13 protein-coding genes and 1 other annotated feature are annotated in these 13,409 nt (G+C 39.3%); of the genes, 5 read left to right on the plus strand and 8 right to left on the minus strand.

Features of this window, described 5'->3' with window-relative positions:
* Positions 1-223 precede the first annotated feature (223 nt).
* The 5 genes from trhO (at position 224) to AC6HVZ_RS18880 (ending at position 6,086) form a co-directional block, all read left to right on the plus strand.
* The gene (gene trhO, locus AC6HVZ_RS18860) at positions 224-1,195 is read left to right on the plus strand and encodes an oxygen-dependent tRNA uridine(34) hydroxylase TrhO (RefSeq protein WP_497559678.1); all 972 of its coding nucleotides are present in this window, start codon (positions 224-226) and stop codon (positions 1,193-1,195) included.
* A 453-nt stretch (positions 1,196-1,648) separates the two neighbouring features.
* Complete coding sequence (locus AC6HVZ_RS18865) at positions 1,649-3,115, plus strand: ABC transporter permease (RefSeq protein WP_497559679.1); 1,467 nt, start codon at positions 1,649-1,651, stop codon at positions 3,113-3,115.
* Between the two features lie 14 nt (positions 3,116-3,129).
* Positions 3,130-3,801: an ABC transporter ATP-binding protein gene (locus AC6HVZ_RS18870; protein ID WP_497559680.1), complete on the plus strand. Its 672-nt coding sequence runs from the start codon at positions 3,130-3,132 to the stop codon at positions 3,799-3,801.
* A complete protein-coding gene (locus AC6HVZ_RS18875) occupies positions 3,794-5,308 on the plus strand; it encodes a PASTA domain-containing protein (RefSeq protein ID WP_497559681.1) in 1,515 nt (504 codons plus the stop codon). The genes AC6HVZ_RS18870 and AC6HVZ_RS18875 overlap by 8 nt, the downstream gene beginning before the upstream one ends.
* Positions 5,309-5,603: 295 nt before the next feature.
* Complete coding sequence (locus tag AC6HVZ_RS18880) at positions 5,604-6,086, plus strand: glutathione peroxidase (RefSeq protein ID WP_497559682.1); 483 nt, start codon at positions 5,604-5,606, stop codon at positions 6,084-6,086.
* A gap of 274 nt (positions 6,087-6,360) precedes the next feature.
* Here the strand turns inward: AC6HVZ_RS18880 and proS are convergent, their stop codons facing one another.
* The 8 genes from proS to AC6HVZ_RS18920 form a co-directional block, all read right to left on the minus strand.
* Positions 6,361-7,800, minus strand: coding sequence for a proline--tRNA ligase (proS, locus tag AC6HVZ_RS18885; RefSeq protein WP_497559683.1), 1,440 nt, complete (start codon positions 7,798-7,800; stop codon positions 6,361-6,363).
* A gap of 323 nt (positions 7,801-8,123) precedes the next feature.
* Positions 8,124-8,400: a binding site (T-box leader), on the minus strand.
* A 45-nt stretch (positions 8,401-8,445) separates the two neighbouring features.
* Complete coding sequence (locus AC6HVZ_RS18890; RefSeq protein ID WP_497559684.1) at positions 8,446-8,976, minus strand: GNAT family N-acetyltransferase; 531 nt, start codon at positions 8,974-8,976, stop codon at positions 8,446-8,448.
* 886 nt (positions 8,977-9,862) lie between these two features.
* Positions 9,863-10,414 carry a cysteine hydrolase family protein gene (locus AC6HVZ_RS18895; protein WP_497559685.1) on the minus strand — a complete coding sequence of 184 codons (552 nt, stop codon included), beginning with the start codon at positions 10,412-10,414 and terminating at the stop codon, positions 9,863-9,865.
* A gap of 11 nt (positions 10,415-10,425) precedes the next feature.
* On the minus strand, positions 10,426-10,716 hold the full coding sequence (locus AC6HVZ_RS18900; RefSeq protein WP_497559686.1) for a hypothetical protein: 291 nt from the start codon (positions 10,714-10,716) through the stop codon (positions 10,426-10,428).
* 69 nt (positions 10,717-10,785) lie between these two features.
* Positions 10,786-11,619, minus strand: coding sequence for a bifunctional hydroxymethylpyrimidine kinase/phosphomethylpyrimidine kinase (gene thiD, locus AC6HVZ_RS18905; protein ID WP_497559687.1), 834 nt, complete (start codon positions 11,617-11,619; stop codon positions 10,786-10,788).
* 214 nt (positions 11,620-11,833) lie between these two features.
* Positions 11,834-11,968 carry a hypothetical protein gene (locus tag AC6HVZ_RS18910; protein WP_497559688.1) on the minus strand — a complete coding sequence of 45 codons (135 nt, stop codon included), beginning with the start codon at positions 11,966-11,968 and terminating at the stop codon, positions 11,834-11,836.
* Between the two features lie 174 nt (positions 11,969-12,142).
* Positions 12,143-12,625: a DUF456 domain-containing protein gene (locus tag AC6HVZ_RS18915; protein WP_497559689.1), complete on the minus strand. Its 483-nt coding sequence runs from the start codon at positions 12,623-12,625 to the stop codon at positions 12,143-12,145.
* Between the two features lie 18 nt (positions 12,626-12,643).
* Complete coding sequence (locus AC6HVZ_RS18920; RefSeq protein WP_497559690.1) at positions 12,644-13,261, minus strand: glycerol-3-phosphate acyltransferase; 618 nt, start codon at positions 13,259-13,261, stop codon at positions 12,644-12,646.
* Positions 13,262-13,409: the final 148 nt, after the last annotated feature.

A 13,409-nucleotide genomic window follows, 5' to 3' on the forward strand; every position in this document is an offset into this window, starting at 1 on the left:
TCCAGCAAAAACCGGCTTTTGTAGGCTTTTTTTTGAATTATATGGGGGAGAACTTTGGACTGTCAAGGTTACTAACTACTGGTCAAAAGTAATTACTAACCAAAATCTCCCTTTTGAAATTAAATCAAAACACTGTTATAATAACCCCTGCAAGATGTCTAAAATCAAATATCGACACCGACATTTGTATCTTGCAAATACAAAATGACAGGTGGTAAACAACATGGAAAGCAATACTAATTATCAGGTTTTATTGTATTATAACTATGTGCATATAGAGGATCCTGAAGGCTATGCCACTCAGCATCTTCAATTTTGCAAGGATTTAGAGTTAAAGGGCAGAATTCTTATCGCCCACGAAGGTATCAACGGTACTGTATCCGGAACAATGGAACAAACAGAAAAATACATGGATGCAATGCATGATGATCCGCGTTTTGCTGATATGGTATTTAAAATTGATGCGCATGATGGACATGCATTTAAGAAAATGCATGTACGTCCACGTAAGGAATTAGTAACACTTCGTCTGGAGGATGACATCAATCCATTACAAACAACTGGGCAACATTTATCTCCTAAAGAATTTTACGAGGCGATGCAGGATGAAGATACAGTTGTCATTGATGCCAGAAATGATTACGAATATGACTTAGGTCATTTTCGTGGAGCTATCCGTCCAGACATCGAAACATTTCGTGAGTTACCTGATTGGATCAGGGAAAATAAAGATCAAATTAAAGGGAAGCAAATTTTAACCTACTGTACTGGTGGGATCCGCTGTGAGAAGTTTTCCGGCTGGCTGCTTGAAGAAGGCTTCGAGAACGTGGGTCAGCTACATGGTGGTATCGTCACCTATGGAAAAGACCCCGAAGTTCAAGGAGAGCTATGGGATGGACAATGCTATGTATTTGATGAGCGTATTTCTGTTCCAATCAACCGAAAAGAGCACGTTGTAGTCGGTGTGGACTATTTTGATGGACAGCCATGTGAACGCTATGTAAACTGTGCCAATCCGGAATGTAATGAACAAATACTCTGCTCTGAGGAAAATGAGCATAAATATATGCGAGGCTGCACTCATGAGTGTCGCATCAGCCCACGTAATATGTATGTAAAAGAACACGACTTATCACAGGATGATATCCAGAAAAGACTGGAAGCTATTGGGGAAAGCTTGAAACAGGAAGCATAAGCCTCTTTCATTTAATCGCTAACAGGTCGAATCATTATAGCGTGTGCTTAAAAGACTCGATGTCCTGAAGTGACAACTTTTTCGACCATTATGTAAATCTAAAAAATCAAGCCTATAGCAACTTCATCGATACACAAAGACTGGACAATATTTAAATAAACAATGAGCTATCTTAGATGGGATTATCTGAGATAGCTTTGTTTTTTTGTACAATTTTTATGAAATTAGAACAAATTTTGGAAATTATTTCAAATAGATGTTGTTTTTTTGGTGTATTACGAATATAATACATTTGTATTAATACGCTATGACAAGGTTAAAAAATATATTCTGATGAGAGATTGTATCAAAAATGCACTTGGATATTAGTTAACACTCGTATATACTTTTTATACATAGGTAGAAATTTTTGAAAATTAGAAGTGATTCGATTTTTTAGTGGGGGGGTTTATAATGAATTTTATTAAACGTGGATTTTTAGGTATTACAAGAAAAAAAGGTAAATCATTAATTTTATTGGCAGTTATTTTTATTTTAGGAAACCTTATATCCGGTGCAATTTCTATTCAACAAGCAACTGGTAATGTGGAAACGAGCATTAAAGAAAGGCTGGGAGCTGCTGCAACGGTTGAGATTGACTATGAAGCAATGGATGCGTTAAGTGATGCAGAATTGGAAGGTTTAGAGATGCAAGACATGGGCATTGATTTAATTAAACAAATTGGTGAGCTTTCCTATGTGAAATATTATGATTATAGTATGTCTACCTGGTTAGGTTCAGAGAGCATGGAGAGTTATCAGGGGGAAGGGATGGACGACGTTGTTATGAGTGGCCCCAGCATGGACTTTATGCTGAAAGGAATCAACTATGCTCCTGTGATTGACCTTGAAGAACAGAAGGGCAAATTAGTCGATGGCCGTGTCTTTACACAGGAAGAGGTAGATAATGGCACATCTTTAGCTATTATTTCAAAAAAATTAGCAGAAAAAAATAATCTGCATGTAGGAGATACGTTTACATTAGATAATGCTGTCTATGAATTTGATCAAGAGACAGGGGAAGAAGAGTTAATTACTTCCCGGGATGTTGTATTGGAAATTATCGGGTTATTTGAACCTCAATCAGTCAAAGAAGACCAGGAAGCTAGTTCAGATAACGGGATGATAGATTTTATGGACATAGATTATCAAAATACAGTTTATGTTCCGAATGAAATTGTCGCTAGTGAAAATAGATATAATATGGAAGAATATATGAAAGTCGATGAAGAATTTGCAGAAATGATGGAGGAGGAAGGGGAATCCTTCGAATATTACACGCCAATGTTTGTCTTAAACAGCCCCGAAGAGATGGAAGCATTTGAGGAAGAGGTAGCACCACTATTGCCTGAACTTTATATAGTAGCAAGTGCTACGGATCAATATGATAGCATTGCAGGGCCGATAGAGTCGATGTCCAAACTAGCAAAATATGTTTTGATTGTTGCAGTAATTGCAACCGTGCTGATAACTGGTTTAGTAGTTTTACTGTTCCTGCGGGATCGAAAACGCGAATTGGGTATTTATTTATCCTTAGGAGAACAACGGGGCCGTGTTGTTGGACAAATACTAATCGAAGTAATGGTTGTTGCGTTTATTGGTATTACTTTATCTTTATTCAGCGGAAACTTCTTAGCTCAGCAGGTATCTGATACGATGATGAAAGCAGACAATAATAATTCGTCTTATGAAGAGGTTGTGTATTATAGTGAGATTCAAATAGATTTGACCACAGAAGATGTCTTAGAAACTTACGAGGTAAACCTTAATTCAAGCTATATTCTAGCCTTTTATGGAATCGGACTGTTAACTATATTAATTTCAACGGTTATTCCGCTAATTTATATTGTAAGGCTAAATCCGAAGAAAATACTGATGTAAAGAGGGGTGAGATTATGATATTAGAAGCGAAAGATTTAAATTATTATTATCAAGATGGCGAAGAGCGTCGTTATATCTTAAAAGATACATCTATCTCTTTTGAAAAAGGGAAATTTTATACAATTTTAGGCCAGTCCGGTTCAGGGAAAACCACCTTGTTATCATTACTCAGTGCCTTGGACTCCCCGCAGAGTGGGACAATATTATTTAATGAAAAAGACATTAAGAACATTGGCTACGAAAGGTATCGCCGTAATAATGTGGGGATTATTTTTCAAAGCTATAATTTAATTCCAACATTTACTGCTGTGGAAAATGTACTGGTTCCTATGTCGATTACGGAAAATGAAATTCCAGAAGATACAAGGACAGTAGCCTATAATTTACTAGATTATATCGGTATTGTAAAAAGCAAAGCAGATCGCCTCGTTAATAAGCTATCCGGGGGAGAGCAGCAGCGTGTGGCTATTGCTAGGGCGCTTGCAACCAATGTGGAATTAATTCTTGCTGATGAGCCTACAGGAAACCTTGATGAAGAGATGGAGCAGGAAATCATTGCTATCTTTAAAAAATTGGCACATGAACACGGGAAATGTGTCATTGTAGTAACACACTCCAATGAAATTGCTTCCGAGTCTGATCAGGCTTTCCAGTTGAAGAAGGGTGTACTATCTTACTATGAGTGATTTTTTATCAAAGTTTAATAAAGACAAGTATGATGAACTGGTGCATGAGCAAGAAAACACGAAAACAAAAGATGAGAAAGCGATGAACCAGGAAGAAGCAGAACCGCAGCAAAAGCAGGAAGACCAAGCTTCTGCTGCGGAAATGGAGGAAACAGTGCTCGAGCCAGCGCATGATACCCCGCTTCAGTCAGAATCTATCTCTTCTAGAAGCAGCCGTCGACAGGATGCGGAAGAAGAAGTTGAGATTGATCAGGACTACCAGAGAAAAAAAAGACGTCGGATGTGGCTGATTATTTCAGGAGCTTTCTTAGCCTGTATTTTTATTTTCTTCATTTATTATATGCTTGTCCATGTGAAAGTAGAAGATTTTGTGGGTCAACCTGTTGCAGAGGCTCGTGCTTGGGCAAAAGAAAATGATGTAGAGGTTGAATTAGGACAAGAATATAATATGGAACATGATGCAAATCAAATTATTTCACAGGGTGTGTCTGCTGGAGACAAAATACGAAAAGGAAAAACGCTCCAATTAACTAGCAGCTTAGGGGCTGATCCAGAAGAGAGTATTCCACTAGCTGATTTTTCAGAAATGAGACAAGAGGAAGCAGAGAGCTGGATTGAGGAAAATAAAGCAGAAAACCTGCAGATGGTCACAGAGTATAGTGATGATATTGAAGAAGGCGCATTTATAAAGGTTACCATCAAGGATACTAGTATTGATGAAGCAGAATACAAACGTAAAGATAGTGCTGCCGTCTATTATTCAAAAGGAAAAGAAGTCTTCGAAAAAAATATCACCATACCTGACTTTACAGGAACCGCCAAAGAAGAAGTGGAAAAATGGGTCGAAACAAATGAAATTGAGATGACGTATAAAGAGGCGGACTCTGACAGTATCGAAGCAGGACATATTATTAGTCAAAGCGCAGCCGCAGATGAAAAAATTGCGAAAAGAGATAAAATGGAAGTTGTTGTATCTTTGGGAGAAGCAACCGTCGTTCCGAACTTTGGCGAGCTGACTCCGGAAGAAGCTGCTAGTAATTATCCTGATTTACTCGTGACAGTGAAACAAGCATTTAACGCTGAAGTTTCTTATGGAACACTCATTTCACAATCTGTTAAGGCAGGTACAAAGTTAACGGATAATGATGATAAGCATGTTACCGTTACTTATTCGCAAGGAAAACCATATTTACAAGATTTCCGTGGGCAATTAGAAGGTGACTTGCCAAGGTTATTTTTTGAAGAATATCAATCAAAAGGGGCTAATATTAATTATATTGCTAAATATGTCTATGCTCCAGAAGTAAAAGGGACAGTAGTTGGCATGGGTGTTTTTAATGAATTTGTACCAATGAAATACACAGTGGAAATTAGAATTAGCAATAATACTTCAGCACCACCCAATCCACCGGAATTTTCCGGGGATGAACCTGAGGGGCCTGTAGTAGGGGGAGAACCAGATTTACCTGTGGAAGAAGAGGAAGATATTGAAGTTCATAAAAAATAAACATAGATATAGTCTGTTAACAGAAGTACTACCTTTTTTTATGGGCATCATACTTCTGTTTTTTATTAGCTAAGAAACCTGTTTTTATTTTTAAAAAATGGGGATGAAAATACTGGATTTAATAAGGTGAAATAACCATTAAAAGAGACAGCGGACGCAATTCTGTCTAATGTGAGCAAAACGCAGGCAAACTATTTATAGACTGCATTTAGAACGGAGAGACCGCTAGACTAACACCACTTCGTTGACATCTATATACGTGCTTGCTAACCTTTGGTAAAGGAGGCCTGTTCACATGACTGTTTATGACTTTTTAGCCAAAACAATGCTCGGTGAGGAAAAATCACTGGAGGAGCATAAAGGGAAAGTACTGTTAATTGTAAACACAGCAAGTGAATGTGGGTTTACACCACAGCTTCAGGGACTGCAAAAATTATTTAATACATTTAAGGAACAGGGATTTGAGGTGCTTGGTTTCCCTTGTAATCAATTTAATAATCAAGACCCGGGAACCGATGCTGAAATTTCCCATTTTTGTCAAAGCAACTATGGCGTAACTTTTCAAATGTACAGCAAAGTTGATGTGAAAGGGGAAAATGCGCATCCATTGTTTGTTTATCTGACAAGTGAAGCCAAGGGAATGATCAACAATCAAATTAAGTGGAATTTTACAAAGTTCTTGATTAATCGAGATGGAGAAGTTATAAATCGTTACGCACCGCAAACGAAGCCGGAGAGTATTGTGAAGGATATTGAAGCGGCACTACAAGCAAATTGATTTTTATTACATTTTAGTACAGGATGTTATGATGTTGAGAGAAAACCTGCTCAACTTGAGAGATAATATGAATAGTTGAGAGGAACCCTTAGAAAGTTGAGAGATAAGTATATTTATTTGTTTTATGTCTCAACTTTTTAGGTTTATCTCTCAACTAAAGCCTATTAATTCTCAACTTTTTTAATTCTTGATCAACTCCTACCTTCATTGAAAAATAGGTGCAACTTTCTACACGTAAAAAACGAGCGCATCTACCTGCGCTCGTTTTCAAAAATTAATATGCTTTTGCCCAAATTACTAATTCCTTTGCTTCTTTCCCACAGCATATACATGTATCAGAAACTGTCTCCTGTTCAAATGGAATACAACGTGAGGTTGCTGAGGTTTCTTCTTTAATCTTCTCTTCACAGGCAGTATCGCCACACCACATTGCTTTAATGAATCCTGCTTTTTGTTCAAGCGCTTGTTTGAATTCATCCATATCTTTTGCAACGGAGGTTTTTTTATTGCGATGCTCAAGTGCATTATCAAATAAATTTTGCTGAATTTCATCAAGTAAAGCTGGCAGGCGACTTTCAAGCTCGTTTAATGGAATAAATTCCTTTTCTCCCGTATCACGGCGAACAAGTACAACCTGTTCCTTCTCAATATCTTTAGGTCCCATTTCAATACGTACAGGGATACCCTTCATTTCATATTCATTAAATTTCCAGCCCGGCATTTTATCACTTGCATCGATTTCCACACGCACAAGATCCTTTATCTTGTCACGTAAATCATAGGCTTTATCGAGAACGCCCTCTTTATGCTGTGCAATTGGAACGATCATCGCCTGGGTTGGAGCGATTTTTGGAGGAATTACCAATCCTCGGTTGTCTCCATGTACCATGATCAAAGCACCCATAATACGTGTCGAAAGTCCCCATGAAGTTTGATGTACGAACTGGCTTTCCCCATTTTCATCCAGATAGGTAATATCAAACGCTTCTGCAAATCCTGAGCCAAAATGGTGTGACGTTCCAGACTGCAATGCTTTTCCATCGTGCATCAAAGCCTCAATCGTTAATGTGTATTTGGCACCAGCAAATTTTTCCTTTTCCGTCTTACGCCCACGAAGCACAGGAATTGCCAAATAGTCCTCTACTAAATCTGCATAAACACCAAGCATTCTATCCGTTTCCTGTGCTGCATCTTCATCTGTTGCATGTGCGGTATGACCCTCCTGCCAATGGAATTCAGAAGAACGTAGAAACGGACGGGTCGTTTTCTCCCAGCGCACCACATTTGTCCATTGATTATACAGCTTTGGCAGATCCCTGTATGAGTGAATATTTTTCGAATAGTAATCACAGAAAAGCACCTCGGACGTTGGACGAAAAGCGATACGCTCAGCAAGCTCCTCATCTCCACCATGTGTTATCCAAGCCACTTCCGGCGCAAATCCTTCTACATGATCTTTCTCTTTTTGCAGGAGGCTTTCCGGAATAAATACAGGAAATGCTACATTGGAATGACCTGTTTCCTTAATTTTACCGTCTAATTCGTCTTTAATGTTTTCCCAGATCGCAAATCCGTATGGTTTAATAATCATTGTTCCTCTTACTAATCCATATTCAACTAAATCCGCCTGCTTTACCACATCTGTATACCACTGGGCAAAATCATCTTCCATTGCAGTAATTTTTTTCACAAATTGCTTGTTTTTCTTACCCAAGCTAAACACCTCTTTATCTTTTAATTTTATTTTAAACGCAGCAAAGGCGCAAGTGCCCGTGTAGCGACGTACGGACTGGACTGAGCCGGAGGAGATAAAGGAAACTCGGACGACCAAAGGGAGCCGAGGTTGACTTTCACCACAAGGGTATAAGTGCGACTAAGCCTCTGGTTCCCAATCGGCAAGTCTTCTTTATCGTACGGAGGTGAAGGAAGTTCCGCTAGTCGCTGGGCACTGGAGCCGGACGTGGCTGTTTCGGTTGTTTAATTATCCACAGCTTACAGACTTTATACCTTTCTGAACGCAAAAAATCCCCGCATCCTAAAAGGGACCGAGGTCTGGTGGTACCACCCTTGTTTGCAATTACAAATCAGGGCCAGATTAGAAATGATATCGAATCGAATTCTATCACCTTCTATAGGCTTTGTAATGCCACTTCGTTTAATAACGGTCATAAACCGCGCACACCTTACAGCAAAATGCTTTTCCGGCGGCGAACTCAGGAGGCAGGTTCTAATCAGCTTCTTTGGAAATTTGCAGCAGCCATTTCCTCTCTAGTAAAGTTTAACCAATTATACTAGTCCTCGTCATCGTTTCCTATATAGTCCTTAATATATATTGTTATGCATGCAAAGTCAAATCCAACTAAAACGCTTTTTCATAGATGGAGAATTTATCTGCTCCTTCTCCAATATGTCCTGCGAAGCGATAGCCTGCTTTCTGATAAAAATCGTTAAGCACAGGATTATTTGCAATGCAATCCAGTCGGACAAATCCATCTTCCAGCTGGATATTTTCATCAATCCATTCAAGAATTTTTCTGCCAATCTGCTTATGATGATGATCTTTATGTACTGCCAGGCGATGAATATAAAACGCATGGTCTTCCCTTTCTCCCCACATAGCAATATCCCATTCATTCTGAGCTTTGGAAAGATTGAATACAGCAACGATATCTCCGTCTTGATCTAAAACTTTATAGGTTATTCCAGCCTGGATATCCTCGATTATTTCATTTACTTCCACCTCGTTATGCAAATGTTCCCATTGTGAAATCCCTTTTTCCTGGAGCCAGGTTGCAGCATCACGCAAAATCCGGAAAACAGCAGCGACGTCAGAAGTGACCGCCTTTTTAACCGTATATATATCGAATATATTCTGTTTAAATAAGTTCATCTAAATTCCCCCGTTTATTTGGTAAAATTCCCTGGTTTTACTCTGCGTTGCTGTCTTTATAGTATGGCGATTCTTAATCGGAATTTCTCTTGGACAGTTTGCGCTGGATTCTGAGATGGTTTGTCCATGAGTGACGCTCTCTTGGACTGTTTGCGCTGGATTCTGAGATGGTTTGTCCATGAGTGACGCTCTCTTGGACAGTTTGCGCTGGATTCTGGATAGTTTTGTCCGTGAAAGACGCTCTCTTGGACTGTTTGCGCTGGATTCTGGATAGTTTTGTCCGTGAAAGACGCTCTCTTGGACTGTTTGCGCTGGATTCTGAGATGGTTTGTCCGTGAGAAGCGCTCTCTTGGACAGTTTGCGCTGGATTCTGGATAGTTTTGTCCGTGAAAGACGCTCTCTTGGACTGTTTGCGCTGGATTCTGGATAGTTTTGTCCGTGAAAGACGCTCTCTTGGACTGTTTGCGCTGAATTCTGAGATGGTTTGTCCGTGAGTGACGCTCTCTTGGACAGTTTGCGCTGAATTCTGAGATGGTTTGTCCGTGAAAGACGCTCTCTTGGACTGTTTGCGCTGGATTCTGGATAGTTTTGTCCGTGAAAGACGCTCTCTTGGACTGTTTGCGCTGGATTCTGGATAGTTTTGTCCGTGAAAGACGCTCTCTTGGACTGTTTGCGCTGAATTCTGAGCTGGTTTGTCCGTGAGTGACGCTCTCTTGGACTGTTTGCGCTGGATTCTGAGATGGTTTGTCCGTGAGAAGTCTTCCATCAAACAGTTCAACGCCTACTTCTGTCGTTTTGAGCGTCGCAAACCCTCCCTCCATTAAAACTAACCACTACGAAAAAGCTTGCAAGGAAAAAACATCCTTTTCCCACAAGCTCTCAACATCTAAACTACTGTTGCCCCTAATGTATTCGTAAAATGTCCCAATGCCCATTCATGTCCTGCTGCATTGAAACTTGCAACCGCATCTTTATGAACAACAATCTTAAATCCTTTATTATATGCATCAATTGCTGTATGCAATACACAAATATCAGTGCAAACCCCAATAATGTGAACTTCATTTATTCCGCGCTCTCGGAGTTTAATCTCCAGGTCGGTACCGGCAAATGCACTGTAACGGGTCTTATCATAATAATAGACATTATCATTAGCTTTAATTTCCTCGTATACGTCAGCAAGCTTTCCGTACAAATCACGGCCTGAGGTACCTATAATATTATGTGATGGGAATAGCTTAGATTCAGGATGAAGCCTGTCCCCTTCCTCGTGTGCATCAATCGCAAAAACAACATAATCTCCCGCTTCAACGAATTCTTTTGTTATCGAAACGATTTTTCCCTCGATTGCCTGTCCCGGTTCGCCACATGTAAGATTTCCGTTTTCCGCAACAAAGTCATATGTGTAGTCAACATTAAGTAATGCCCGTTTCCCCATATCAAATCACCTTATTCCTCTTTTCTTTTTTGTGCTAATGGATCAAAGCCATCGCCTGTCATTTTAAATGATTCGTTTCCTTCATTTAATTCTGCTACAAAAACATCCCAATTCGCTGCATTTACGGCAATTAAAAATAACCGATCCAGTACATCCAGATCCTGTATCGCCATGATCTTCTCATGGATTTCATCTGGTAAGTGACCAAATCGCATATGAACTAAACCTAAGAGATCTTCCTTTTCGGCTTTCGTAACTGTATCATGACGATGATCATGCTCATGTTCATGGTCGTAAACCACACACATACCTCCTAGAATATTAATCGCTTTCATACTAGTGTAACAGACTGAGATCAATATTTCCCAAAATTATGTGAGTTTATTCACTTTAATTTTATGTGCTTCTCCAAACATCCTTTCAGCAGCATGATATGTTGGACCAACCTTCTCTGTATATGAAAATCCGTGTTCGATTGCTGTTGTAACAAAACTTTTAGCAAGTCTGACTGCTTCCGTAACCGTTTTTCCTTTTGCCAAATACGCGACAATGCCCGCTGAATAGGTACAACCTGCCCCACTTGTATTCACTGTATCAATTCTCGGTGCTTCATACGCTATGATATCTTCACCATCATACAGCACGTCAACTGCAGGTCCTTGAAGTCTTCCACCTTTAACCAAAACATATTTCGCTCCTAATTGATGAAGGTCGATAGCTGCCTGCTTTAGATCATCAACATTATTTAGCTCTCTCCCGTCTAGTAAGAAGGATGCTTCGGGAATATTTGGTGTAATCATAGTTGCCAGTGGTAGGAGGCTATTTTTTAATGCTTCGATTGCATCATCCTCTAACAGCTTCGAATCCAATTTTCCAACCATAACAGGATCAACAACAATATTCTCAATAGAAGAATGTTTGATTAAATCTGCAGTCGCTTCAATAACGTCTTTCGAAAATAACATCCCTGTTTTCAAGCCATCTGCACCTACTTGTTTCATTGCTGTATCAAACTGGGCTTCAATTGCCTCTATTGTTTGTGGATGAACATTTTTATCTGTTTCAGGATGTCTACCAACAATTGCTGTAACAACACTCATTCCATAGACATCTAATTCCTGAAACGTTTTTAAATCTGCCTGGATTCCAGCGCTTCCACCAGCTGCTGAACCCGCAATTGTGATCACTCGTGATGGATAATTCATTCTAGCAATACCTCTTTTCGAAAAAAGTTTCTATAAGTTTATGTTCAAAAGGAGAATAAAAAGGACCGAGTAGTTCGAGGCGATGTAGCTTTGAGTATAAGGAAAGCTTCCCCGAATTTGCATCGCACACAGGAAAGGTGATCATCCTTTCCAAGGACCGGAACGTATGCCATTACTACGTGAGAAACGGATTTCTCGCATGTTGTGCTGACATCTACGTTGCTCCCAAATGTGTTCGGTGGGACAAAGAACTACTGTCCCGCAGTCCCGGACGTGGATGGTCTGTAGTAGAAGATTCACTATCGCCAACGAGCTTCTCCCATGTTATGGTGACTTCTACGTTCGACACAATGGTTTTTGATGGGGCGAGCTTTAGCGCAGTCCCATGGTCTTCGGTGGGGCGAGCCTTGGCGCAGTCCCATGGTCTTCGGTGGGGCGAGCTTTAGCGCAGTCCCAGGACGTGTCGATGCTTAGTAGAGATCGCTTTCGATATGTCATTTTTACCGGACTTTTTGAACATCTTCTATAATAATATTACGATAAAAAACCAAACAATCATAACAATTTGAATTACTACTTTGGCAAAAGCCCCACCTAAAAAGCCAAATAGTGAGCCAATAGATGCCTCAAGTGCTTCCATGGCTGTTCTTTTTTGTAGCATTTCAATGATAAACACAACCGCAAAGGGAATAATCAATATGCCAAATGGCGGAATGATAAATGACCCTACAATGACTGCCACCGCCGCACCCCGTTCTCCCCATTTGCTCCCACCAAATTTTTTTACAAAATAACTATTGGCGATAATATCTGCAACAATGAGAACTACAGTGAACACACCCATAATTATCCAAAAGATAACGTTCAGCTCGTCCGAATTAATAACAAGATGATACAGCAAAAAGCCTATCCACAATACAAGTACGGATGGAATAATTGGAAAGATTACTCCAGCAAAGCTTAAAATAAATAGTGCAATGATAATAATCCATATAATGATATCCAATCTTCCATCCTCCAGTAACTATTTTTTCCCAAGCATACTTGATAATTTTGTCTCTTCCTTGGTTAATATGCGTTTATAATTTTCTATATGTTTCATAACACTTAATACGGATAATAAAACAACGATTATTGTTGGCTCCAAGCCAAAGTAGAAATAGGTTGTGACCAAAAATGATAAATACATAAAAAGTACACCAACTACGAGGTAGTCTGTAGCAAAGGTAAAAATGAACAGGATACCAATTCCAATCACTGCAATTTTCCAATCGATCGCAAGCAGTACCCCAACTAGAGAGGCTGTTCCTTTTCCACCGCTAAACCTCATCGTAATTGGATAGTTGTGACCGATAATTACAAACAATGCTGCGATATACACGAGTAGATTTTGCGTTTCTCCATGAATTCCATTTTCATTTAATAAAAATAAAACGAATAAGATTGCTAATGTTGCTTTAAAGATATCTATAAGTGCAACTAATATTCCATACTTCCAGCCTAGTAATATTGTTGTATTTGATGCGCCAGAGTTTTTTACTCCGGAACTTTTTATATCGATTTTCTTAAATTTGCTGACCAGTTGTGCACCGTGAATACAGCCAAACAGATAGCCGATTATACTTACAATCAGAAAATACATACGACTCCCCCTTGGTTTTAGTATATCGAAATATAGGGAAATTAGAGTGCCAGATCTTGCTGATTTGTCATACTTTTATATCTTGACAGTAAAAAGTTCCTCGTAACGATAGAAAATAATATTTTACATATCAAACTAAACCTTGTTC

The sequence above is a fragment of the Oceanobacillus sp. NCCP-135 genome (assembly GCF_059698015.1).

Bases quoted from the DNA above. Each gene is read 5' to 3' on its own strand.
- trhO (WP_497559678.1), top strand. From the start codon at position 224: ATGGAAAGCAATACTAATTATCAGGTTTTATTGTATTATAACTATGTG.
- AC6HVZ_RS18865 (WP_497559679.1), top strand. From the start codon at position 1,649: ATGAATTTTATTAAACGTGGATTTTTAGGTATTACAAGAAAAAAAGGT.
- AC6HVZ_RS18870 (WP_497559680.1), top strand. From the start codon at position 3,130: ATGATATTAGAAGCGAAAGATTTAAATTATTATTATCAAGATGGCGAA.
- AC6HVZ_RS18875 (WP_497559681.1), top strand. From the start codon at position 3,794: ATGAGTGATTTTTTATCAAAGTTTAATAAAGACAAGTATGATGAACTG.
- AC6HVZ_RS18880 (WP_497559682.1), top strand. From the start codon at position 5,604: ATGACTGTTTATGACTTTTTAGCCAAAACAATGCTCGGTGAGGAAAAA.
- AC6HVZ_RS18890 (WP_497559684.1), bottom strand. From the start codon at position 8,976: ATGAACTTATTTAAACAGAATATATTCGATATATATACGGTTAAAAAG.
- AC6HVZ_RS18895 (WP_497559685.1), bottom strand. From the start codon at position 10,414: ATGGGGAAACGGGCATTACTTAATGTTGACTACACATATGACTTTGTT.
- thiD (WP_497559687.1), bottom strand. From the start codon at position 11,619: ATGAATTATCCATCACGAGTGATCACAATTGCGGGTTCAGCAGCTGGT.
- AC6HVZ_RS18920 (WP_497559690.1), bottom strand. From the start codon at position 13,261: ATGTATTTTCTGATTGTAAGTATAATCGGCTATCTGTTTGGCTGTATT.